The sequence below is a fragment of the Ruegeria sp. HKCCD7303 genome, from assembly GCF_013111185.1.
Lineage (GTDB): Bacteria > Pseudomonadota > Alphaproteobacteria > Rhodobacterales > Rhodobacteraceae > Ruegeria.
The window spans coordinates 238,928-259,484 of the sequence record NZ_WVRE01000005.1; the positions used below are offsets into that span (position 1 = coordinate 238,928).

17 protein-coding genes are annotated in these 20,557 nt (G+C 57.0%); 8 read left to right on the forward strand and 9 right to left on the reverse strand.

Going from position 1 to position 20,557, the window contains the following annotated elements:
* Positions 1 to 53: 53 nt before the first annotated feature.
* Genes nagA through GS630_RS14875 form a run of 4 tightly spaced genes read right to left on the reverse strand, consistent with a single transcriptional unit; the run spans position 54 to position 3,882 of the window.
* A complete protein-coding gene (gene nagA, locus GS630_RS14860; RefSeq protein ID WP_171621394.1) occupies positions 54 to 1,214 on the reverse strand; it encodes an N-acetylglucosamine-6-phosphate deacetylase in 1,161 nt (386 codons plus the stop codon).
* A complete protein-coding gene (locus GS630_RS14865; RefSeq protein ID WP_171236644.1) occupies positions 1,211 to 2,239 on the reverse strand; it encodes an SIS domain-containing protein in 1,029 nt (342 codons plus the stop codon). Before GS630_RS14865 ends, nagA begins: the two co-directional genes overlap by 4 nt.
* A 13-nt stretch (positions 2,240 to 2,252) precedes the next feature.
* On the reverse strand, positions 2,253 to 3,008 hold the full coding sequence (locus GS630_RS14870; protein WP_171180631.1) for a GntR family transcriptional regulator: 756 nt from the start codon (positions 3,006 to 3,008) through the stop codon (positions 2,253 to 2,255).
* On the reverse strand, positions 2,995 to 3,882 hold the full coding sequence (locus GS630_RS14875; protein ID WP_171621395.1) for a BadF/BadG/BcrA/BcrD ATPase family protein: 888 nt from the start codon (positions 3,880 to 3,882) through the stop codon (positions 2,995 to 2,997). Before GS630_RS14875 ends, GS630_RS14870 begins: the two co-directional genes overlap by 14 nt.
* Before the next feature lie 147 nt (positions 3,883 to 4,029).
* Here GS630_RS14875 and GS630_RS14880 point away from each other — a divergent pair, with 147 nt between their 5' ends.
* From GS630_RS14880 to GS630_RS14905, 6 genes are all read left to right on the forward strand, one after another.
* Positions 4,030 to 4,953 (forward strand): N-acetylmuramic acid 6-phosphate etherase, encoded by a 924-nt coding sequence (locus GS630_RS14880; protein ID WP_253285956.1) that lies wholly within the window; start codon positions 4,030 to 4,032, stop codon positions 4,951 to 4,953.
* On the forward strand, positions 4,950 to 6,200 hold the full coding sequence (locus GS630_RS14885) for an ABC transporter substrate-binding protein (protein WP_171621397.1): 1,251 nt from the start codon (positions 4,950 to 4,952) through the stop codon (positions 6,198 to 6,200). The genes GS630_RS14880 and GS630_RS14885 overlap by 4 nt, the downstream gene beginning before the upstream one ends.
* Positions 6,201 to 6,264: 64 nt before the next feature.
* Entirely contained in the window at positions 6,265 to 7,179 is a 915-nt protein-coding gene (locus tag GS630_RS14890) for a carbohydrate ABC transporter permease (protein ID WP_171180623.1), read from the forward strand.
* Positions 7,180 to 7,189: 10 nt separating this feature from the next.
* A complete protein-coding gene (locus GS630_RS14895; protein ID WP_171180621.1) occupies positions 7,190 to 8,029 on the forward strand; it encodes a carbohydrate ABC transporter permease in 840 nt (279 codons plus the stop codon).
* Complete coding sequence (locus GS630_RS14900) at positions 8,026 to 9,060, forward strand: Gfo/Idh/MocA family protein (protein ID WP_171180619.1); 1,035 nt, start codon at positions 8,026 to 8,028, stop codon at positions 9,058 to 9,060. The genes GS630_RS14895 and GS630_RS14900 overlap by 4 nt, the downstream gene beginning before the upstream one ends.
* Entirely contained in the window at positions 9,057 to 10,052 is a 996-nt protein-coding gene (locus GS630_RS14905; RefSeq protein ID WP_171180617.1) for an ABC transporter ATP-binding protein, read from the forward strand. The genes GS630_RS14900 and GS630_RS14905 overlap by 4 nt, the downstream gene beginning before the upstream one ends.
* 52 nt (positions 10,053 to 10,104) lie before the next feature.
* On the opposite strand, the gene GS630_RS14910 is transcribed toward GS630_RS14905, so the two are convergent.
* Genes GS630_RS14910 through GS630_RS14925 form a run of 4 tightly spaced genes read right to left on the reverse strand, consistent with a single transcriptional unit; the run spans position 10,105 to position 16,417 of the window.
* The gene (locus tag GS630_RS14910; protein WP_171180614.1) at positions 10,105 to 11,346 is read right to left on the reverse strand and encodes an FAD-binding oxidoreductase; all 1,242 of its coding nucleotides are present in this window, start codon (positions 11,344 to 11,346) and stop codon (positions 10,105 to 10,107) included.
* Entirely contained in the window at positions 11,347 to 12,372 is a 1,026-nt protein-coding gene (locus tag GS630_RS14915) for an Ldh family oxidoreductase (protein WP_171180612.1), read from the reverse strand.
* Positions 12,373 to 12,428: 56 nt separating this feature from the next.
* Entirely contained in the window at positions 12,429 to 13,949 is a 1,521-nt protein-coding gene (locus GS630_RS14920) for a trimethylamine methyltransferase family protein (RefSeq protein WP_171621398.1), read from the reverse strand.
* 14 nt (positions 13,950 to 13,963) lie between these two features.
* A complete protein-coding gene (locus GS630_RS14925; RefSeq protein ID WP_171238738.1) occupies positions 13,964 to 16,417 on the reverse strand; it encodes an FAD-dependent oxidoreductase in 2,454 nt (817 codons plus the stop codon).
* Positions 16,418 to 16,647: 230 nt separating this feature from the next.
* Between GS630_RS14925 and GS630_RS14930 the strand changes: the two genes are divergently transcribed.
* Complete coding sequence (locus GS630_RS14930; protein ID WP_171180605.1) at positions 16,648 to 17,556, forward strand: LysR family transcriptional regulator; 909 nt, start codon at positions 16,648 to 16,650, stop codon at positions 17,554 to 17,556.
* 281 nt (positions 17,557 to 17,837) lie between these two features.
* A complete protein-coding gene (locus GS630_RS14935) occupies positions 17,838 to 18,812 on the forward strand; it encodes a LysR family transcriptional regulator (protein ID WP_171180603.1) in 975 nt (324 codons plus the stop codon).
* A gap of 33 nt (positions 18,813 to 18,845) precedes the next feature.
* Here the strand turns inward: GS630_RS14935 and GS630_RS14940 are convergent, their stop codons facing one another.
* Positions 18,846 to 20,369 (reverse strand): trimethylamine methyltransferase family protein, encoded by a 1,524-nt coding sequence (locus tag GS630_RS14940; RefSeq protein ID WP_171621399.1) that lies wholly within the window; start codon positions 20,367 to 20,369, stop codon positions 18,846 to 18,848.
* Between the last annotated feature and the right edge of the window lie 188 nt (positions 20,370 to 20,557).

Genomic DNA, 20,557 nt, shown 5'->3' on the forward strand with positions numbered 1-20,557 from the left:
TGTCCACGAAGCAGTTGTCCGTCGATGCTTCGGCTTAAAGCCTCGGCCAACAACTAAGAACCCGCTGGAGCAACAGCAGAGTGGGGCTGAACCGGCATAGCTTTCGAGAGGTCCGGCGCGATCCGTATCAATTCGGAAAGCGAGGGCTTTTGCCCATATGATCCCTTATGAATCAATTTGGACGGCACACGGGTTGCTGCCGCCATCGCTTGTGACAAAGGCATACCCAGCTTTGTTGTAAGGTTTCGAATGGCAGTGGTCAGGTCCAGATCGGCTCCAGCCAAAGTGCCATCTTGCAATGTCAGCTTGCCCTTTTCGCGCCGGATAAGCCGCCCTTCCAGGTGAAACTCTTTCAGATCCGTTCCGGCCACTGCCATCGCGTCGCTCACCAGAAAAATCTCTCCTGGCCCGCGTTTGGCCTCAAAAGCGGCTCGCATCGTTTCCGGATGCACATGTACAGCATCCGCAATCAACCCGGCAGACAGGTTCCCAGTCGAAAGCACTGCGCCCACCAAACCGGGTTCGCGGCTGCCAAACTGGCTCATTGCGTTGAACAGATGCGTTGCGCAACTTGCGCCGGCTTTCGCGTAAGCCACACATGTGTCGTACGGGGCGTCGGTGTGACCCAGCGAGACGATAACCCCTGCCTTGGTCAAAGCTTCGACCTGATCAATCGCGACATTTTCAGGAGCCAATGTGACCATCAGTGCAGGTAAGTCGCGGGCAGCTGTCAACAATTGGTCCAGATCGGCACTCTCCATCGGGCGGATTAGTGCGCCATCATGGGCACCCTTGCGGCGTATTGACAAATGCGGGCCTTCCAAGTGCAGCCCAGCGATGCCCGGAACCCGGCTGCGTACAGCTTGTATCGCGGCTCGAATGGCAGCTGTGGTTTTTTCCGGCGTGTCTGTAATCAGGGTCGGCAGAATAGAAACCGTACCCAACCCGCGATGGGCCCGTGCGATCCGCCGCAACGTCTCGACCGATGGGTCGTCGTTGAACATCACGCCGCCGCCGCCATTCACCTGTAGATCCACATAACCGGGGCTAAGAATATCACCGGCCAGATCCTCGGTCCGGGTTTCCGATGGCAGATCATCTGTAGGTACGATCGCGTCAAGCGTTCCCTCTACAAACCGGGCAGCGTGGTTTGAAAACAGCGTCCTTCCGTCAAAGATCGGTCCGCCCACAAAGGTGATGATCGAGCCACTCATACCGTTTCAGTCACTTTCCGAAGATGGCGGGGTGTGTCGGGATTGATACCACGGCGGGTGGCAACGATTTCAACCATACTATAAAAAGATGCGATAGAGGCGACAGGATCGGTCATCCAATGCGCGGTCCGAACATGTGGCAGCGAAACCGCATCCTTCACGCGATCCGTTGTTGCAAATACCTTTGCGCCCTTGGCTGCCAAAGCATCGGCAACTTCGGCCAAATTGTCCTCAGCTGCGTCGCCGGATGAAAAGGCAAGCACCGGAAAGCCTTGATCCACAATGGAAACCGGGCCGTGAAGCACCTCTGCAGAGGAGTAGCTTTCGGCATGGATCTGGCAGGTTTCCTTGAATTTCAACGCAGCTTCGTTCGAGATCGCCCAAGTCGTTCCGCGCCCCAAAGTGAACAGCGATTGACCATTGATCGCGTCGATCACCGTTCCCCAATCACAGGTTATGGCTCGTTCCAGGTCTTTTGGCAGATTTCGGATCGCGGACAACAATGCGGCGTCGTCCTTAATCTCAGCCAGCAACCAAAGCCCGGCAACCAGTGAAGTCACAAATGTTTTGGTCGCGGCAACGCTCAGTTCCGGCCCCGCATGAATGTGCAACGCGGCTGAAGCAACATTCGCCAAGGCCGAGCCGGTGTCGTTGGTGATTGCAACCGAATAGGCACCGCCCTGGGTCAGTGACTGTGTAAGGCGTACGATGTCGGGGCTCTGACCGGATTGGGAAACCGAAACACACAGCGCATCGGGACAGCGCATATCCACACCGTAGATCGATTTGACGCTTGGACCCACCGAGGCCATAGGTAGGCCCAGCAGCAGTTCAGAAGTGTATTTCAGAAAACTGCAGGCATGATCGGACGAACCGCGCGCGACGGAAATCAAAAAGCGCGGATCGCGCGACCGCACTTCAAGTGCGGCTGCTTTGATCGCCTCGGAACCGTCAGTCAGCAGACGGTCAACGGCGGTGGGAATTTCGTTGATTTCCTGTCGCATGAGTGTGAGTTGGTTGGACATCAGGTCCGGCCTTTCAATTTGACAAGCGCAGTTCGGCCACGAAGTCGTAGGCATCGCCGCGATAAATGGATCGGGTAAGTTCTGCGACACGCCCGCTTTCCAGATATGACGTGCGCTGGATGCGTAGCCCGGCAGTTCCTTCGGCAACGTCGAGTAAACGCGCTTCGGCTGCTTCAAGATTGATGGCCGAGATCTTTTGGATCGCACGCACCGGGCGATGGCCCGATCGTTCCAGAACGGCATAAAGCGACCCGGTCACCTCGGTCGGATTGGGCAGGATATCCAAAGGAAGCGCCGCGCGCTCCAGAGCCATCGGGCGCCCTCCGGCGGCTCGAAGACGGTGAATTCGCGCAACTTGATCATTGGCCGAAAGGCCCAGCGCCAGCATCTCGTCCGGGGCTGGCAGGAAAATTCCGCGCTCCAGCCAGGTTGAGGTCGTCTCAAAACCACGCCGTTCCATGTCCTCGGTAAAGGAAGTCAGGTGTGACAAAGACTGCTCGACCCGGGCGACTGGTTCACGCACGAATGAGCCTGAACCTTGCCGCTGTTCTATCGTCCCTTTGCGCACCAGTTCCTGAATGGCTTTGCGCACAGTGACACGCGACAGGTCGGTCAACTCTGCAATCTCACGTTCGGGCGGCAGAGAGCTGTTGGGCGGCAGGATACCTTCTTCGATGCCTTGCTCAAGCCGCTGGCGCAGTTGCACATAACGTGGCCCGGCGGTCTGCCCCAGCCATCCCTCGGGCCTTAGGAAATCAACAACGCTCATGTTCGATCTCCTCTTTGAAAGCCTGCGCCAAAGCGATCGCGCCTGACAGTGGATCACCTGATGGCTGCACCAAGGCTTGCTGCATGTCCTCAGGCAGAAACGTGGAATAGTACGGGCCAATTCCGCCCGTCAGGCAAATTGCAGCACCAGGGCTCCAACCCATCTTCACAAGCCTATCCGCCAGATAGTCGGCGCCCGCCTGCATAATCGATTGTGCAACTGTGTCCCCCTGCCCTGCAAACTGCGTGACGACAGGTGCCAAAGCGCCAAACTCAGTGGGTGTCATCATAGATGCGGCTTTTACGACTCCAGAGGCGCCATTGAATTGGCGCAGCAAGTGTTCGGACATTTTAGACGCCGCACGCATGCCATCAGCGCACTCCAACACCTCCGACAACGCGCGCTTGCCGACCCACTGGGCCGAGGCCTGGTCACCCAAGACCGGTCCCCATCCTCCGACAAAGGCGGTCGCTCCACTTCGCTGCGCAGCCAAAAAAGACCCGGTGCCACAATGCGCCACAAACCCGTCACCCGGCCCCAGTGCGCCACGCAGAGCAGATGGGCGATCATCTTCTATGCGCACGCGCGCAATTGGTAGGGCTGCGGCCAGACGGTCAGCAATGGCTTGTCCGGTGACGCCCGCCAAGCCCACGTATGCGGGCGCTCGTGCAATCTCTGCAAGCTCAATACCAGCCTGTTTGCAAAGGACAGCCAGCCCACTCACAAGCTCCGCACAGGACGTTTCGAAATCGGTCGATACGTTGGCCGATCCAACCTCAACCCGCCAAGTTCGAACGCCATTGAACAGGGCCAGGCGGCACCGCGTGCCACCACCATCTATTGCCAGAATCAGATTGTCAGAGCTTCTAGTCATGAAGAGACCTTTATAATACCTTTTCTAAATTTAGAAGGCCAAAACATCACCTGACAGCGGGAAAATGGCTATTTTTAGGGCGATAAACAAAATGGTAGACTAATGGTATCTAAAAGGTATGATGCCGATAGACTGGGGGAGAATCACTTGAACACGCCTGTGACAGAACAGTTGCACCCAAACGCGATCGGGCTGGACGCGCGACCGCTGTCGGATGTCGCCGCCCTTCTTGCACAGTCGCAAGCAAAGGCTGCATCGGCGCCGCTGGACGCAGTTGACCCGATCTGCGAAGGGGCTGTGACCATGGCCGCAACGATCCGGGCAGAAGGCGTTCTGCGTTATCTAGCTGCTGGCTCTTCCGGGTTGATGGCTGCAGCAGACGCGCTTGAACTTGGGGGCACTTTTTCAATCCCGGCACATCAGGTTCGCATCCACATGGCGGGTGGCTTACCTTCCAACGCGGAAATGCCTGGCGACGTCGAAGATATCTCGACCACTCTCACAGATGAACTTGCCGACCTGACCGTCCGGGATACTCTGATCGCTGTATCGGCAAGCGGAACAACACCATACACGGTCGCGGCAGCGCGTATCGCACGCGATAAGGGCGCCAAAGTTATAGGTATCGCCAACAACGCAGGCACCGAGCTATTGCAATTGGCACATCACGCGATCCTTCTGCCTACACCACCCGAACTGGTTTCCGGCTCAACCCGAATGGGCGCGGGAACGGCGCAAAAAATAGCGTTGAACATGTTATCGACTCTGATGGCCATGGAGTTGGGGCATATTCAGGACGGCATGATGATCAACCTGCGTGCCGACAATGACAAACTGCGCGCCCGCGCCAATGGAATCGTGCGTCAGCTGACAGGTGTTACCTCGGAACAAGCCGCATCGGCGCTGACCGCCGCTGACGGCAACCTCAAAATCGGCGCGCTTGTTGCAGCTGGAGCCAGGTCTGCCGAGGCTGCACACGCGTTGCTGAATGAAGAAAACGGCCATCTGCGTCGCGCAATGAATCGACTGAAACACAAAAACGATAACATCAACCTGGGAGAAACCAAATGAAACGCAAAGTTTTAAGCTTGGCACTAATGACCACAGCGCTGGTCACAAGCGCCTATGCGCAAGAGGCTACGCTGACAATCGAAAGCTGGCGCAACGACGACCTGGCCCTTTGGCAGGAAAAGATCATTCCAGCGTTCGAAGCAGAGCACCCGGGGATCAAGGTTATCTTCTCACCCTCCGCGCCTGCCGAGTACAACGCGGTTCTGAACTCGAAACTTGAGGCCGGATCGGCCGGCGACCTGATCACCTGCCGCCCGTTTGATGCTTCGCTGGCGCTGTACGAAAGCGGGCATCTCACCGACCTGTCCGACCTCGAGGCCATGGGCAATTTCTCAGATGTTGCGAAATCCGCATGGCAGACCGATGACGCATCCGCCAGCTTCTGCGTGCCGATGGCGTCGGTGATCCACGGCTTCATTTACAACAAAGACGCCTTCAACGAGTTGGGCCTTGAAGTCCCCACCACAGAGGCCGAGTTCTTTGTTGCTTTGGACAAGATCAAGGAAGACGGCACCTATATCCCGATGGCGATGGGCACCAACGACCAGTGGGAAGCCGCGACGATGGGCTACAACAACATCGGCCCGAACTATTGGAAAGGTGAGGAAGGCCGTCAGGCGCTGATCAAAGGCGAGCAGAAACTGACCGACCCGCAATGGGTTGCACCCTATGCAACACTTGCTAAATGGGCGGACTATCTGGGGGACGGTTATGAGGCACAGACCTATCCTGACAGTCAGAACCTGTTCACCCTCGGTCGCGCCGCGATTTATCCGGCAGGCAGTTGGGAAATCGCTGGCTTTAACACGCAGGCCGATTTCGAAATGGGTGCCTTCAAGCCTCCGGTCCAGAATGCAGGTGACACCTGCTATATCTCGGACCACACCGATATTGGCATCGGCCTGAATGCCGCCAGTGAAAACCAAGAGGCCGCGCGGACATTCCTGTCCTGGGTCGCCAGCCCGGAATTCGCCAGCATCTTTGGCAACGCGGTTCCTGGGTTCTTCCCCTTATCCAACACTCCGGTCGAACTGGAAGACCCGTTGGCAAAAGAAATCGTGGGCTGGCGAGATGAGTGCGAAAGCACGATCCGTTCGACCTACCAGATCCTGTCGCGCGGCACACCGAATCTAGAAAATGAAACCTGGGGCGCATCTGTTGCTGCTATAAAAGGCACCGAAACCCCCGAGGCTCTGGGCCAGCAACTGCAGGACGGTCTGGCCAGTTGGTACGCGCCGCATCAGTAAAACCTGACAGCTAACCATCACCGGACGCGGGATTTCGCGTCCGGTCCTTTTCCCGGAGACCAACATGCAGACCCGCCGCATACGCTGGCATATCGTCGTTTTCCTTGCCCCTGCGGTTCTGGTCTACACGGGGGTGATGATCTTCCCTTTGTTCAACACGCTCCGCCTCGCACTGTTCACCGAGGTCGATCAGACGCGCGTTTATGTGGGCATACAGAATTTCCGCACGCTGTTTTTCGACCCTATCTGGTCCGAACAGTTTTGGAACGCGTTGGGAAATAACTTCTGGTTTTTCCTGATCCACATGCTCGTGCAGAACCCCATCGGCATCGCCTTGGCAGCAATCTTGTCACATCCGCGTCTGAGGTTCGCCGCGCTTTACCGTTCGGCCATTTTTATCCCCACGATCCTAAGCTTTGTGATCGTTGGGTTTGCCTGGAAACTGATCTTGTCACCACTCTGGGGCATTGCTCCGTCGATGCTGGACGCCATTGGTTTGAAATCACTGTTTGCACCGTGGCTGGGTAAAGAAGAATACGCACTGACAACGCTGGCGCTGGTGTCGGTCTGGCAGTTCGTCGGCATCCCGATGATGTTGATCTATGCCGCCTTGCTGTCGATCCCGGAAGAAATCCTAGAGGCCGGAGAGATTGACGGGATTACCGGAGCTTCCGCGTTCTGGAAAATCAAACTGCCGCTGATCCTGCCGTCTATCGGAATCATTTCAATCCTGACATTTGTAGGTAACTTCAACGCGTTCGACCTGATTTATGTCTCTCAGGGGGCACTGGCAGGGCCGGATTTCTCAACCGACATCCTTGGTACATTCATGTACCGCACTTTCTTTGGCTTCCAATTGCAACTGGGTGATCCGCATATGGGATCCGCTATCGCAGGGGCCATGTTCGCGATCATCCTCGTGGGGGTCTGCATCTACCTATTCGGCATCCAGACCCGGATGCGCAGGTACCAGTTGTGAGGGCATGGCCATGAACAAAGCACGCCAAAACCCGCTGAACACAGCCGCCATGCATGGGGCGCTGATCCTTTACACGCTGATCGCCCTGTTCCCGGTCTTCGTCATCATCATCAACAGCTTTAAAACCCGCCGCGCCATCTTCCGTGAACCGCTTGCCCTACCCGATTCCGAAAGCTTTTCGCTGATCGGGTACCAGACGGTGATGAAACAAGGGGATTTCTTCCTCTATTTCCAGAATTCGATGATCGTTACGGTGGTATCGCTGACATTCATCCTGCTTTTTGGTGCCATGGCGGCCTTTGCCCTCAGTGAATACCGGTTCAAGGGCAACCTGCTAATGGGTCTCTATCTGGCGCTTGGGATCATGATTCCGATCCGTATCGGTACCGTCGCGATCCTCGAGATGATGGTGGCCACCGGGCTTGTCAACACGCTTTGGGCCTTGATCCTTGTCTACACGGCACAAGGATTGCCGTTGGCGGTGTTTATCCTGTCCGAGTTCATGCGACAGGTCTCGGACGACCTGAAAGATGCGGGCCGTGTCGACGGATTGTCTGAATACACAATCTTTTTCCGTCTTGTCCTTCCGCTAGTGCGCCCGGCAATGGCGACAGTGGCTGTGTTCAACATGATACCGATCTGGAATGATCTGTGGTTCCCGCTGATCCTCGCCCCCGCTGAAGAGACCAAGACCCTGACGCTGGGCAGTCAGGTCTTCATCGGTCAATTCGTCACCGATTGGAATGCGGTTCTTTCTGCCCTGTCGATGGCGATCCTGCCGGTGCTGGTGCTCTACGTCATCTTCTCACGCCAACTGATCCGCGGCATCACTTCAGGAGCTGTCAAATGACCCGAGTTCTGATTGCAGGCCTTGGCAATATGGGCCTAAGCCACGCGCTGGCCCATCACCAGCATCCGGACGCGCAAATCGTGGGGCTGGTGAACAGGTCCGGTCATGTGGAGCATCCCGAGTTGGGTCATTATCCCGCCTATTCGGATTTCCACTCTGCATTGACCGAAACAAATCCGGATTTGGTGGTTGTCGCCACCTATTCCGACAGCCATGCCTATTATGCCTGCGCCGCAATGGAAGCCGGCGCGCATGTCTTCGTTGAAAAACCACTGGCCACCACAGTGGCCGATGCCAAACGCGTTGTCGAAAAGGCCACCCAAACCAACCGCAAACTGGTGATCGGCTACATTCTGCGCCATCACCCGTCGTGGATGCGCCTGATTTCCGAGGCGCGTGACCTTGGCGGGCCATATGTGTTTCGCCTGAACCTCAACCAGCAAAGCAGCGGGGCCGAGTGGGAGACGCATAAGGCGCTGATGCAGACCACCTCTCCCATCGTCGATTGCGGTGTGCACTACGTCGATGTAATGTGCCAGATCACAGACTCGGACCCGGTGCGCGTACATGGCATGGGGCTGCGCCTGAGCGATGAGATCGCTAAAGACATGTACAATTACGGACAGTTTCAGGTGGTCTTTGAGGACGGCTCGGTCGGTTGGTACGAGGCCGGTTGGGGCCCGATGATGTCTGAGACCGCGTTTTTCGTGAAAGACATCGTCTCGCCCAACGGGTCGGTTTCGATCACCGATGGCAACGAGGGCGCATCCTCAGATATCGACGGCCACACCAAGGTCGGCGGCATTCTGGTCCACCGCCCCGAGGGGGACAGTCAGATCGACATGCCCGATGAACCCGGCCATCAGGAGCTTTGCGACGCAGAGCAGGCCTATATGCTGCGCGCCATTGTCGAGGATATCGATCTGACCCGCCACATGAACGACGCCGTGCAATCGCTGGCCATCTGTCTGGCAGCAGACGAAAGCATCCGTACTGGCCAACCCATTTCGCTGAAAGAGGCACACCAATGACCGCCCTGACGCTTACGAACGTGAACAAGTCCTTTGGCAATGTCGAGGTTCTCAAGGACATCAATATCGAAGTGGAAGACGGCGAGTTCGTCGTCTTCGTCGGCCCCTCGGGCTGCGGCAAGTCCACCCTATTGCGCGTGATCGCAGGTCTGGAAGATGTTACATCGGGCGAAGTGCGCATTGGCGGCGAGCTGATGAACCTCACACCGCCCTCCAAGCGCGGTATCGCGATGGTGTTCCAGAGCTATGCGCTCTACCCGCATCTGAATGTGCGAAAGAACATGTCACTGGCGCTGAAACAGGAAGGCCAAACTAAGCAGGTCATTGATGAACGTGTCGCCAAGGCGAGCAAGATGTTGAACCTTGAACCTTACATCGACCGCTACCCGTCCGAGCTGTCCGGCGGTCAGCGTCAGCGTGTTGCCATCGGTCGCGCGATTGTTCGCGAACCCAAACTGTTCCTGTTTGACGAACCTCTATCAAATCTGGACGCGGCTTTGCGTATGAACACGCGGCTTGAGATCGCGAATTTGCACCAGCAGCTGGACGCTTCGATGATTTATGTAACCCATGACCAGACCGAAGCGATGACTTTGGCAGACAAGATCGTCGTGCTACGCGATGGGCGCGTTGAGCAGGTCGGCAGCCCGATGGAGCTGTACAACAATCCTGCCAATCAGTTTGTCGCCGGTTTCCTTGGCGCACCGTCAATGAATTTCTTCCCCGCCAGCGTGGTTGGCGACAGCGCGGACATCACAATGGGCGTCCGCCCCGAGGATCTCTTTCTGGCCGATGACGGTCCGCTTGCCGCAAAAGTGACCCATGTCGAGCATCTGGGCGGAGACACGAATGTGATCGCGATGATGCAAGGCCATCAGGTCACAGCCCGCCTTTTTGGCCAGCATCACGTGGACACGGGCCAAGAGATACAGATTGGCTATACGCCAGATCGCAGCTATCGCTTCGACACACATGGCGCGCGGCTGGCCTGAGCCGCTACTGAATTCCGCTCACCGCAACAGCTTATCAAGCTTCGCGCCTGGTTCAGGAAAAACGATCAGGTGAAAAAGCCTTTACATCGACATGAAGTCTCCGCCCAGCCGTGTTATCTGCCACCAACCGGGCGGTGGTGGCAGCCAAAGTCAGCCCAAGCTGACCATGCCCGGTGGCGAATTGGACGTTGTCCAGACGATGACTGCGCCCGATGATCGGTCGCGTGTCCGGAGTGAAGGGGCGATAGCCGACGCGACGCTCGGCAACGTCCGTCTTCAGGCCGGGCAAGACCCGATGCGCCCGTCGCACAAGCACATCCGCCCGGTTCCAGTTTGGTGCTGCGTCCAAACTGGCGAACTCGATTGTACCCGCGACAGCCAGAGCTCCGTCATACGGCGTAACGCCGAACCCGCCTTTAGGGTAGAAAATCGTGTGTTTCAGCTCCACACCCGGATCTGACAATGCCGTTGAATACCCTGCCACACCCTCCAGTCGAATTGGTACGCCAAGATCTTTCGCCAAGCCTTTGGATCGTGCACCCGCAGCCAAGACAAATTGATCTGCAAAAAACTCAGTTCCGTCGGTCAGTTTAACCGATTGCACCTTTCGGCCTTCGCGGTCGAACCCTACGGCCCCTACCCGTTTTACAGTTCCGCCTCGTTTCAAAAATGTCTGGTGCAAGGCTTCGACCAGGCGTTTAGGGTCCGTCACATAACTCCAGTCCCGCAACACCGCCGCATATTTGAAATCGGGCGCTATCGCTGGGTCAAGCTCGTGTGCATCATGGCCCGAGATTTCATCAATGGTGCAGCCAAGTTCGCGCGCCAGATCAAAAGCCGCCCCCATGGTCGCCTTGTCGGCATCATCGTCGAACAGCTTGATGACGGGTCGCTCTATCAGCATTTCAGGTTCGCCGATGTCCTGCAATTGCGCCTTGAAATCCGCGGTGGCCGAGAATGTCAGCCGCGCGAGATCAGAGGCAATGGCACGCATTTTTGATGGGCGGGCGTTGGCGGTGAACCGTGAGAACCACGGCAATAACTTCAACGCTGAACTTGGACGCAACGACAAGGGCGCTTCGCTGTCCAGCAACCACCCAGGTACTTTCAGCATCATTCCGGGTTGCGATAGAGGAACAATTTCCCCCACCGCAATACAGCCGCACGACGCCCAACTGGCCCCCTCACCAACGGTGTTGGGTTCCATAACCGTGACCTGGTGCCCCTCTGACTGAAGCGCCAGAGCACAGGAAATGCCGACGATACCGCCGCCGACAACCGCAACTTCTGACATTTAAAGGCTTTCCTGCTGAATTTCATGCAGCTGTGACAGCAACTCTACGCTGACAACCACGCCTTTTTCCTGCGCAGCGGCGCGATTTTTCAACCGTCCGTCACCCGGAACGCGAGCCGTGCCGTTGCCGTCGATTTCGGCACATATGCGTTTGACGTAGTCGTCAAAACCCGGGTTCCCAAAGCGCGTGGGATCAATCGCGATCAGAGTGGAGCCGCCTTTGATGTTCAAAGCGCCGTGCTCCACACGTTTGGCATTGTCTACTGACAGGGTGCCACCGGCCAGCGCCGCGCCTAAAACTTCGATCAGAAAGGCAATCGCGGCCCCTTTATGCTCGCCAAAGGGCAACAGGCTGCGGGTCTCGAGAATGGCATTCGGATCGGCCGTAGGTTGGCCATCCGGCGCCAAACCCGCCGGGCGGGGCAGATCGTGCCCTTCGGCCGCCGCCATGCGAATATCCATAAGCGCAACCATCGAAGACGCCTGATCCCAAACAATCGGCTCAGCCCCTTCACGCGGGCACGCAAATGACATCGGATTGGTCCCGAAAACCGGGCGCACTCCGCCTTGTGGCACCACCGTTGACAATGAGTTCACAACGCCCAGCGCCACCAGACCCGCTTCGGCCAGAGGTTCGGTGTCAAAACGCAGCGCAGCCAGGTGATGGCAATTGGCACAAGTGAAAGCGGCAATGCCGTTTTCTCGGGCCATGGCAATCAACTCGTCCCGCGCCATCCCCGCTGCGAGTTGATAGTACCCGTTGTCGCCATCCCCGCGCAAAACACCGGGCGCAATACGCTCAACCTTGGGCGACGCCGCCGGATTGGCATAGCCAGAAGTAAAACTTTGAACATAAACCGGTAGCATGCGCAGCCCATGACTGCGGGGACCATCCCGTTCGGATCGGGTGACGATATCCGCGAGAACGGTGCTGCCTTGCGCATCCATACCCGCTGCCACAAGGATCGATCTGGCCAATTCCCTGACCTCTTCGAGTGAGAGCGTCTTCGTCGAGATTTCCGTCATTGGGGTGATCCTGTCCTTGTGTGGCTCGACGGGGCGCGTCAGCGCCCACGTCAGGGTTAACTGCTGTATTCCCGGCGCTTTTTGGCAACAAACTCGTCCAGCCCGCCGCGTTGATCGTCAAGCATCGGAGGCTGCACATAGTTGTCCAACATTCGCCGCGCGGCTTCATTGCCAACAACCTCTGCCGTCTTCGAACCTTCGGCTTCCCACTGTTCAAAACTGTCGTTGTTTTGCAAGTGATTCATATGCATCGGGTTTTCACGCGTGTGGTCCGTGCCCAGGAAATGCCCTCCGGGGCCGATCAGGGCGATGTCGTCTAGCAACAGATCCAGGTTTTCCTCTTGAAGCCCGCTGAAAAAGCGATGGAAATTCTCAAGCTGCATGGTGTCCTGCACCCATTTCGAGTAGCTGACCCCCAACGCCCCTTCCAGAAAACCGGCAGAGTGCACAATGTAATTCGCCCCGCCAAGCAGCACGGGCCACATCGTGTTGGCCGTGTCAAAGCCGGCCTGCATGTCGGGTGACTTTGACCCGGTCCACATGGTGCAAGTCCGCCAGGGCACCTGATAGAACCGCGCCATCTGACCCACCAACAGGTTCATCAGACCCGGCTCCGGCGACCCCATCATCGGCGCGCCGGTTTTCATCGACACACCCATGATTGCCACGCCCAGAACCATCGGCGCGCCGCGTCGGATGATCTGGCTATAGGCCATGCCCGCCAAGGATTCCGCAATCAGCAATGCCACACCACCCTGCGGGCTGGCCGGCGTTGAAGCCCCCGCCAAAACGAAAGGCGACAGCAGGCAAGGCTGGTTGGCCGCAGCATAAACGCGCAAGCTTTCCAGCATGGTCTCATCCCAGACCAGCGGCGTGTTGCAGTTCAGCAGCGCAGCCATCACTACGTTATTGTCTACAAACTCTTCGCCAAACACGATCCGGGTCATGTCCACCGAGTCACGTGCTGCCTGCTCTGACAATACCGAACCTTTGATCGGCTTGTCCGTCAGCGTCAACGCCGCATGCACAAGCTCAAGATGGCGCTGCGGAACCGGAACATCCTGCGGTTCCACCGGCAGAATACCCGGAACCATCATCGACTGGCTCATCTGGCTCAACTTGAAGAAGTTTTGCGCATCCTCCAACTGCGAGGGGCGGCGCACGCCGTCAAGATCATAGACAAAAGGTGCGCCATAGGCGTTCGCGAAGACCGAGTGTTCGTTACCCACACGCAAAGACCGCTCTGGGTTGCGTGCCGCATAAGCCCATTCTGAAGGTACTGACGAGATCAGGTCCATCAGCATGTCGCGCCCGATCCGGACGCGCTCGCCCTGCACATCTGCGCCGTATTTTTTCCAGTCCGCCAAAGCCACCGGATCGCGAAATTCAATGCCGGTGGTTTCCAGAATGGTCATTGCGGCATTGTGAATACGCTCGACCCCCTCGGGGCCAAGCAGATCGATCGGCCCAATCTTGCGGTTCAGGGTCGGTAAATAGACCGGGGGTGGGTTGGTGCGGGCCTGAACGCGTGCCGCGCGCCCACCGCCACGGCTGGACCGTCCTCTTGCTTGTGCCATTTCAGCTCTCCTTCTCAGGCCCGGGCGCGTGCGCTGGTCGGGTCAACAGCGCAGATGTCGATCACCTCGGCATCACGCATTTCATTGTGGATCAGCACCTGCATTGTCGTACCCGGTGCGGTCATGCCCTGTGGCACCAGGGCCATCGCGATGTCGTGGTTGCAGTAGTAGGAAAATCCACCCGACGTGACGCGCCCGATCAGCTTGCCATCGGCATAGACGCCTTCGTCAAACATGACTGAGGTATCGCAGAACGGCAGTTTCAGAGTCACCAGCGTGTTGTAACCACCCTCTGCCTTTTGCTTTTGCAACGCAGCCTTGCCGATGAATTCCCGCTCGACCACCTCGCCATTGACTTTCTCGGTCATGGCGACAAAGCGGCCCAGATCAGCTTCGTAGGGTGTCATATCCTTGCAAATCTCGCGGTTGATCGCCCGATAGGATTTCTCAAGCCGCATCGACTCCAAGGCTTCCAGGCCAAAGGGCTTCACCCCAGCCTTGAGAAGCAGATCGACCAAATGGCGGTTATATCCGACCGGGTGGTGCAGCTCCCATCCCAGCTCGCCGGTATACGAGACGCGCAGCAGATTAACACCTTTGGCATAGCCCACCTCACCCATCTGCGCAGACAGCCACGGGAAAGCTTCGTTCGACAGGTCGTTGTCCGTCAGCGGTTGCAGGATCTCACGAGCTTTCGGACCGGCCAAAGCAATAACGCCCAGCTGTTCCGAGATATCCTCCATCATGACCGAGCCATCCTTGGGCAGCAGGCGCTGCAACTGATCCCAGTTGTACGCTCGCCAGTTAGGGGTCGAGATCAGATAGAAATCATCCTCGGCATATCGAACGATGGTGTATTCCGCATCCATACCGCCCTTGTCGTTCAACATCAGCGACAGGGTCATGCGGCCAATCTTCGGCAATTTGTTGGCCATCAGACTGTCCAGCCATTTTGCGGCACCGGGGCCGCGCACGGTGAACTTGGTCATCGGCGACATTTCGATGAACCCGGCCTCTTCGCGGGTCGTACGCACCTCGGCCTGTACCAGTTCCATATGGTTGGTGCGCCGGAAAGAGTGCTCGGGGATCGCCTCCTCGGGGGATTTGGCAAACCACCGGGGGAACTCGTATCCGTTGAAGCTGGTCCACACCGCGCCGTGCGCGGTTAGCAGATCATAAGACCCCATGGTTTTCATCGGGCGCGCGTCCGGGAAGTCCTCTCCTGGAACATGCGCGTCCATATGGGTGCCCCAGGTCTCGCGCACCTTGTCCATGGTCCAGCGTTTCGAAGCGTAGTCGGAAAAACGGCGTGGGTCGAGTTCGGACATGTCCATACCCGGATCGCCATTTACAATCCATTGCGCCAGGCGACTGCCGACTGTCCCGCCCCACAAAATACCTCCCGGCATCCCTTCGGCCAGCCACAGGTTTTCATGCCCGGGGGCAGGGCCCGCCAAAGGCAATTCGTCCGGTGTCATCTGGAACGGGCCGCGTGTGTTGGCCTTGATACCAACCTCGCCCAAAGTCGGCACACGCTCGATGGCACGCTCCCATTGGGTTTCCACCGCGTCGAAATCCTCAGGCAGCAGATCGGCGCCGAAGTCGGGCGGCACACGGTCTTCGGCAAACAGCTTGAGGTCTTTGGTGAATTCGTAGGGTCCAAACTGAATGCCCCCCACATCCTCGCGCAGATATGCACCATAATCCTCGTCGCGCAGGATCGGGAATTCCGGCAGCCCCTGTGCACGACGCTCCTTCAGCAGCGGCACGGTCTCGGTGGTCCAGTATTGGTGTACGATTGGAATACATGGCAGATCCAGCCCCACCCGCCGCGCGTTTTCGCGCGCGTAGTTGCCAGTGGCAAAGATCAGATGCTTACAGGTGATCTCACCCTTGTCGGTGGTCACTTTCCAAAGCCCGTTCTCCAACTTTTCGTAAGACTGCGCTTCGGTGTTCTGATAAACTTTCGCCCCTGCATCACGCGCCAGTTTTGCCATCGCCATGGTGATGTCAGCGGGGTTCACATAGCCGTCTTCGGTATGCAGGATACCGCCCCGGATGTGTTCAGACTGATTCAGCAACGGATGAACCTCGGCCACCTCTTCCGGAGTCAACAGCTTACACGGCACACCAGCGGCCTCGGCGATCGAGATATAAGACTGGAACTCGTCCCAGCGCTTTTCGGTGTTTGCAACGCGCAGCTGACCGACTTTCCGCAACCCGACCGAGCTGCCCATCTTTTCCTCGACCTCGGTATAGATGCGGATGGTTTCCATCGTCATCTTCGACACATTGTGCGAGCGCACGAAAGTCACTAGCAGACCGGCCGCGTGCCAGGTCGAGCCCGAGGTCAATGTCGTCCGTTCCAGCATTACGGCATCGGTGCACCCATGTTCGGTCAGGCCGTACAGGATCGAGGCTCCGACACACCCGCCCCCGACAACAACCACTTCTGCATGTGACTGCATTTGAATTCTCCTCTTCCGTTACGCGCCAAATCCCGGCCAACGTTGTCCCGCCGGGCGGGTACTCGGTTTGACCGGGACACTGTGCAACACGTGCTTCTTTGGCCAAATCATCGCGTTCATGGGCGAGGATGGCAATTGTAAAAATTTTCACTCTGGGCAAATTCAGCTAATGCGAATAATCCTATGACGAGGAAAATAACTTAAAACTGCAAGATACAGGTCAGATCACCTTGCCCATTGGCCCATACGAACTGCCGCCGCTCAGCTCACTGATCAGTTTTGAGGCCGCGGCACGCCATGTCAGCTTTAAACAGGCCGCGACTGAGTTGAACGTAACGCCCGCCGCCATCAGCCATCAGGTCAAAGCGCTGGAGGTCGAACTCAATTGCGCTTTGTTTCACCGCCACCATCGAGGGGTCGAGTTGACCGAAAGCGGAGCCTATCTGCTGGTAGCGCTGCAACGCGGTTTCGAAGGCATCAGCGAGGCGCTCAAGCAGCTGCGCTCACAATACGATCGCTCCGGTGTCACGATCCGATCCAGCACGGCCGTCAGTTCGCTATGGCTGACACCGCGACTGGCGCAATTCTGGAAAAGCTACGGGCATATCTCGGTTACTCAGGTTGTCACCGATCTGGGGTATGACACACAAAAGTGCGACATCAGTATCCGTTACGGCGATGCCTCTCGGGAACGCGGTACAAGTCAGGTGCTGTTTCGGGACCGGATCATGGCTTTGGCGAGCCCTCAGTTCGTCCGGCAGCACAAAATCGACCAGTTGCAGGACCTGTCCAAAGTCCCGCTTATACATCTGGACGCACCTGGCACCGATTGGACAGGTTGGCAGGAATGGGCTGCCGGCCTTGGGTATTCAGGGTCGCTTAAATCGGGGCACAGGGTGAACAACTACACCATTGCCCTGCAAGCTGCACAGGATGACATGGGTGCCGTGCTGGGGTGGGAAGGCCTGACCGCAGGCTTGATCACATCCGGCAAGTTGACCAAGCTTTTACCGCAGACACTGTCAGCCCCGCTTGATTTCTACGTGGTGCTACACAACACCTCATCGGATCGCGCCGCCTTGGTTTTCAACTGGTTGGTCGAGGACTCCGTTAGTAGATCAAATTTCAACGAATGTTGATGCGTTGGCCCCACCAGGCCCGCCAGAGGGCGGTTACCGCCGGATCTGCGAACCGCAATCAGCAATAGACCAAGTCAGGGGCACCAGAGGCGAAACCGCAAGGCGATCCAACTTCTTGTTTTTGCACACGGCCATGAGAAAAACCAAGTCGGCTGTCGTGAAATGGGTTGCTGAGTTTTCCGTTGGCCAAAGATCATCGAATTGCTGCGAAAAATGGTAACAAAACTTGTATACTTTCGAAACAATAGGCCACTTTTTTCAAACATGCCGGAAAGACCGATATGCCCCGCCAATCAGCCGCCAAAGATCTCAGTCTCAAATGGTTGGAACTTTTCCAGATTTGCGCACACCAGGGATCGCTTCAGGCAACCGCAAAACAAACGGGATTGACCATCAGCACGGTCTCGCATCACCTGCGCAATCTCGAAGATCATCTGGGGGTCGAGCTCTTCAACCACTCTCGCAGGCCCATGGTTCTGACACCTAAAGGAGAGGTGTTTCTGCGCAATATTGACGAAGCCCTGTTCGCCATTCGCAAGGCCAAGGCCGAGGCGTCTGCCGGAAGCATAGCCGAGGCAAGTTTGCTGCGGGTTGGGTCAATTGAAGATTTCGACAGCGACATCATGCCCGAACTGGCCGTTTTCCTGTCGCAGTACATGCCAAGTTGCAATTTCATGTATCAAACGGACTCGAGTCACACGATCATAGAAATGCTGCGCAACAGGCACCTTGATCTGGGGATCACGACATCTCCGACTGAACGTGCGCGTGACCTGCAGGAGCGGCCTCTGCTGCGCGATCCGTTTGTTGTGGTCTTACCACGAACGTGCGAGGACCCAGTGGAAGACATTGTGGACGGCCGCAGTACCCTGCCTTTTCTGAAATTCTCAAGCAACCTGATCATTGCCCGGCAAATTGAGTCGCAGATGCGCCGCCTCGGTCTGTCTTCTGTTTCGAACTTCGAATGCAGCAACAATCAAACACTGATGGCAATGGTCGCGGCGGGTGCCGGATGGACCATTACGACGCCTTTGTTGTTTTCCCGCGCCAAAAGGTTTCAGAACAGCCTAAGCATGCATCGTTTTCCCGGCAAGAGTTTCGCGCGCACATTGGCCATCGTCGCAACACCGGATTGTTCCAGATCACTGCTTGAACTGGTCGACCAGAAGATGCGCAATCTGATCACCGAGCACGCTATCTCTCATCAAACCCAAAGCAAGCCCTGGCTGGCCGAAAGCTTCCGGCTTCTCAGCTGACTGAATAGCTCATTGTCAGATAATGCCCAAGTGCTACGGGTGCAAGATATTGAACCGATCGCGAATTTCACGCTCTTGCTCGGGTGTCAGATAGTGTGGGTTGTGTTCCGTCAGGATTTCCCGCGCTCGGATCCGGGCACGTGCCCATGCATCCTGAGCCCCGTTTTCTGCCCATGTGCGCGGCTCATCACGGTCGGCAAGTGACGGATAGAAATAGTCCCGCTCCATCGCAGCATAGGTGTGTTGACCGCCTAGAAAATGGCCATCGCCCAGAACCGCATCGCAGATCGCATCGAACCCAAGGTTTTCATCACTCACCTCGATCCCCCGCAATGCGCGGTACGTGTTCGAGTGCATTTCGTCATCCAGAACAAACGCTTCGAAACTGGCCCCCAATAATGAGGCGGTCATGCCTGAGCTTTCATAAATCAGATTGCCTCCGGCCAAGGCAGCCGCCATCGAGGTCAGGCCTTTCTCCATACCATACTGGGCATCGATGGCCTTAGCATCGGTCATCGAACACGCAATGCCCGAGGGCAGGCCCAGCCAATTCGACAACTGTGCTGATGCGGCATTCAGCACCGCCGTTTCGCCACTGCCGCCTGAGAATGCGCCAGTGCGCAGGTCGATGACCAGCGGCCAGTTGGAGAATACCATTGGAAATCCTGGCCGGATTGCATGCACCATAAGCAGGCTGGCCAGCGTCTCTGCAAGCGATTGCGCCAGGAACCCGGCCAGCGTGGCCGGTGCAGTCGCCCCCGCCTGTGCCGCGGTAATACAAGAAATCGGGATATTGTGCCGAATGCACTCATAAACCACATCCACCGCATCCTCACCGTAGCGCATGGGTGAGATCATCGGGCTGATATGTGCCTTCATGAACGGTCGCTTGGAAAACTCGCCAGGGCCGCCAGCTGCAATGTCCAGCATCTCGACAATTGGGGCCACATACTCGGCCAGCGTGAACGATGTTGCCGTTGGTTTGGTTGTGTTCTTGATCAACGCAAATGCGGTGTTGACGTCCAGATCGAAATTGTCGGGCACATCAGTGGCAACACAACATCGCGTGTACCAACTGACATTGGCAAGCGTGTCCTGAAGCCGGGTAAAGTTATGCAGGTCGTTCAGGGTTGAAGGCCGATAAATACCGCTGTCCAAGTCCAGTGTCTGCACAGCGGCTCCACCTGTACCGAAATAGACCTTGTTACCGCCGACCTCAATTGACCGCGCAGGATCCCTGCCATGAAGCGTAAAAGTCTTGGCCGCTTGGTCGATGGCTTCATTCACCAAAGCCGGTGGAAACAACACGCGCCCTTCGCCATTGTCGATCGCACCCACCGCCAGAAGATCAGCGTGCAGGCGCTCAGGCACCTCGCCCAAACCGAGCTTTTCCAGAAGATCCAAAGCTGTGTCGAAAATCCGGTGAAGGTCTGTGTCACTCAGCGGCTTGTAGACGCCGCCGATTTGTCCCGGCGGACAAGGATCAATCGCGGGCTTTGACGCACGTTGAGCCATCCGCTCGCGTCGACCCCCTCGCTTTACGCGATGCCCTGCCATGCTTGCTCCTTCGACCGTGTTTTAAGCGGGAAAGAAGAGGCTTAAACTTCGACAATTCAACAACCTTGCACTTAATGCGAAACAATCGAAGTTAAAGTTCGATATGTTATGAAAAAAACTGCGCCATATTGCGACTTGCACCAATATACGGGCCTATCTCCGCAAACGATTTGTCGGAGGCACGCGTC

Bases quoted from the DNA above. Each gene is read 5' to 3' on its own strand.
- nagA (WP_171621394.1), bottom strand. From the start codon at position 1,214: ATGAGTGGCTCGATCATCACCTTTGTGGGCGGACCGATCTTTGACGGA.
- GS630_RS14865 (WP_171236644.1), bottom strand. From the start codon at position 2,239: ATGTCCAACCAACTCACACTCATGCGACAGGAAATCAACGAAATTCCC.
- GS630_RS14870 (WP_171180631.1), bottom strand. From the start codon at position 3,008: ATGAGCGTTGTTGATTTCCTAAGGCCCGAGGGATGGCTGGGGCAGACC.
- GS630_RS14875 (WP_171621395.1), bottom strand. From the start codon at position 3,882: ATGACTAGAAGCTCTGACAATCTGATTCTGGCAATAGATGGTGGTGGC.
- GS630_RS14885 (WP_171621397.1), top strand. From the start codon at position 4,950: ATGAAACGCAAAGTTTTAAGCTTGGCACTAATGACCACAGCGCTGGTC.
- GS630_RS14890 (WP_171180623.1), top strand. From the start codon at position 6,265: ATGCAGACCCGCCGCATACGCTGGCATATCGTCGTTTTCCTTGCCCCT.
- GS630_RS14895 (WP_171180621.1), top strand. From the start codon at position 7,190: ATGAACAAAGCACGCCAAAACCCGCTGAACACAGCCGCCATGCATGGG.
- GS630_RS14900 (WP_171180619.1), top strand. From the start codon at position 8,026: ATGACCCGAGTTCTGATTGCAGGCCTTGGCAATATGGGCCTAAGCCAC.
- GS630_RS14905 (WP_171180617.1), top strand. From the start codon at position 9,057: ATGACCGCCCTGACGCTTACGAACGTGAACAAGTCCTTTGGCAATGTC.
- GS630_RS14910 (WP_171180614.1), bottom strand. From the start codon at position 11,346: ATGTCAGAAGTTGCGGTTGTCGGCGGCGGTATCGTCGGCATTTCCTGT.
- GS630_RS14915 (WP_171180612.1), bottom strand. From the start codon at position 12,372: ATGACGGAAATCTCGACGAAGACGCTCTCACTCGAAGAGGTCAGGGAA.
- GS630_RS14920 (WP_171621398.1), bottom strand. From the start codon at position 13,949: ATGGCACAAGCAAGAGGACGGTCCAGCCGTGGCGGTGGGCGCGCGGCA.
- GS630_RS14925 (WP_171238738.1), bottom strand. From the start codon at position 16,417: ATGCAGTCACATGCAGAAGTGGTTGTTGTCGGGGGCGGGTGTGTCGGA.
- GS630_RS14935 (WP_171180603.1), top strand. From the start codon at position 17,838: ATGCCCCGCCAATCAGCCGCCAAAGATCTCAGTCTCAAATGGTTGGAA.
- GS630_RS14940 (WP_171621399.1), bottom strand. From the start codon at position 20,369: ATGGCAGGGCATCGCGTAAAGCGAGGGGGTCGACGCGAGCGGATGGCT.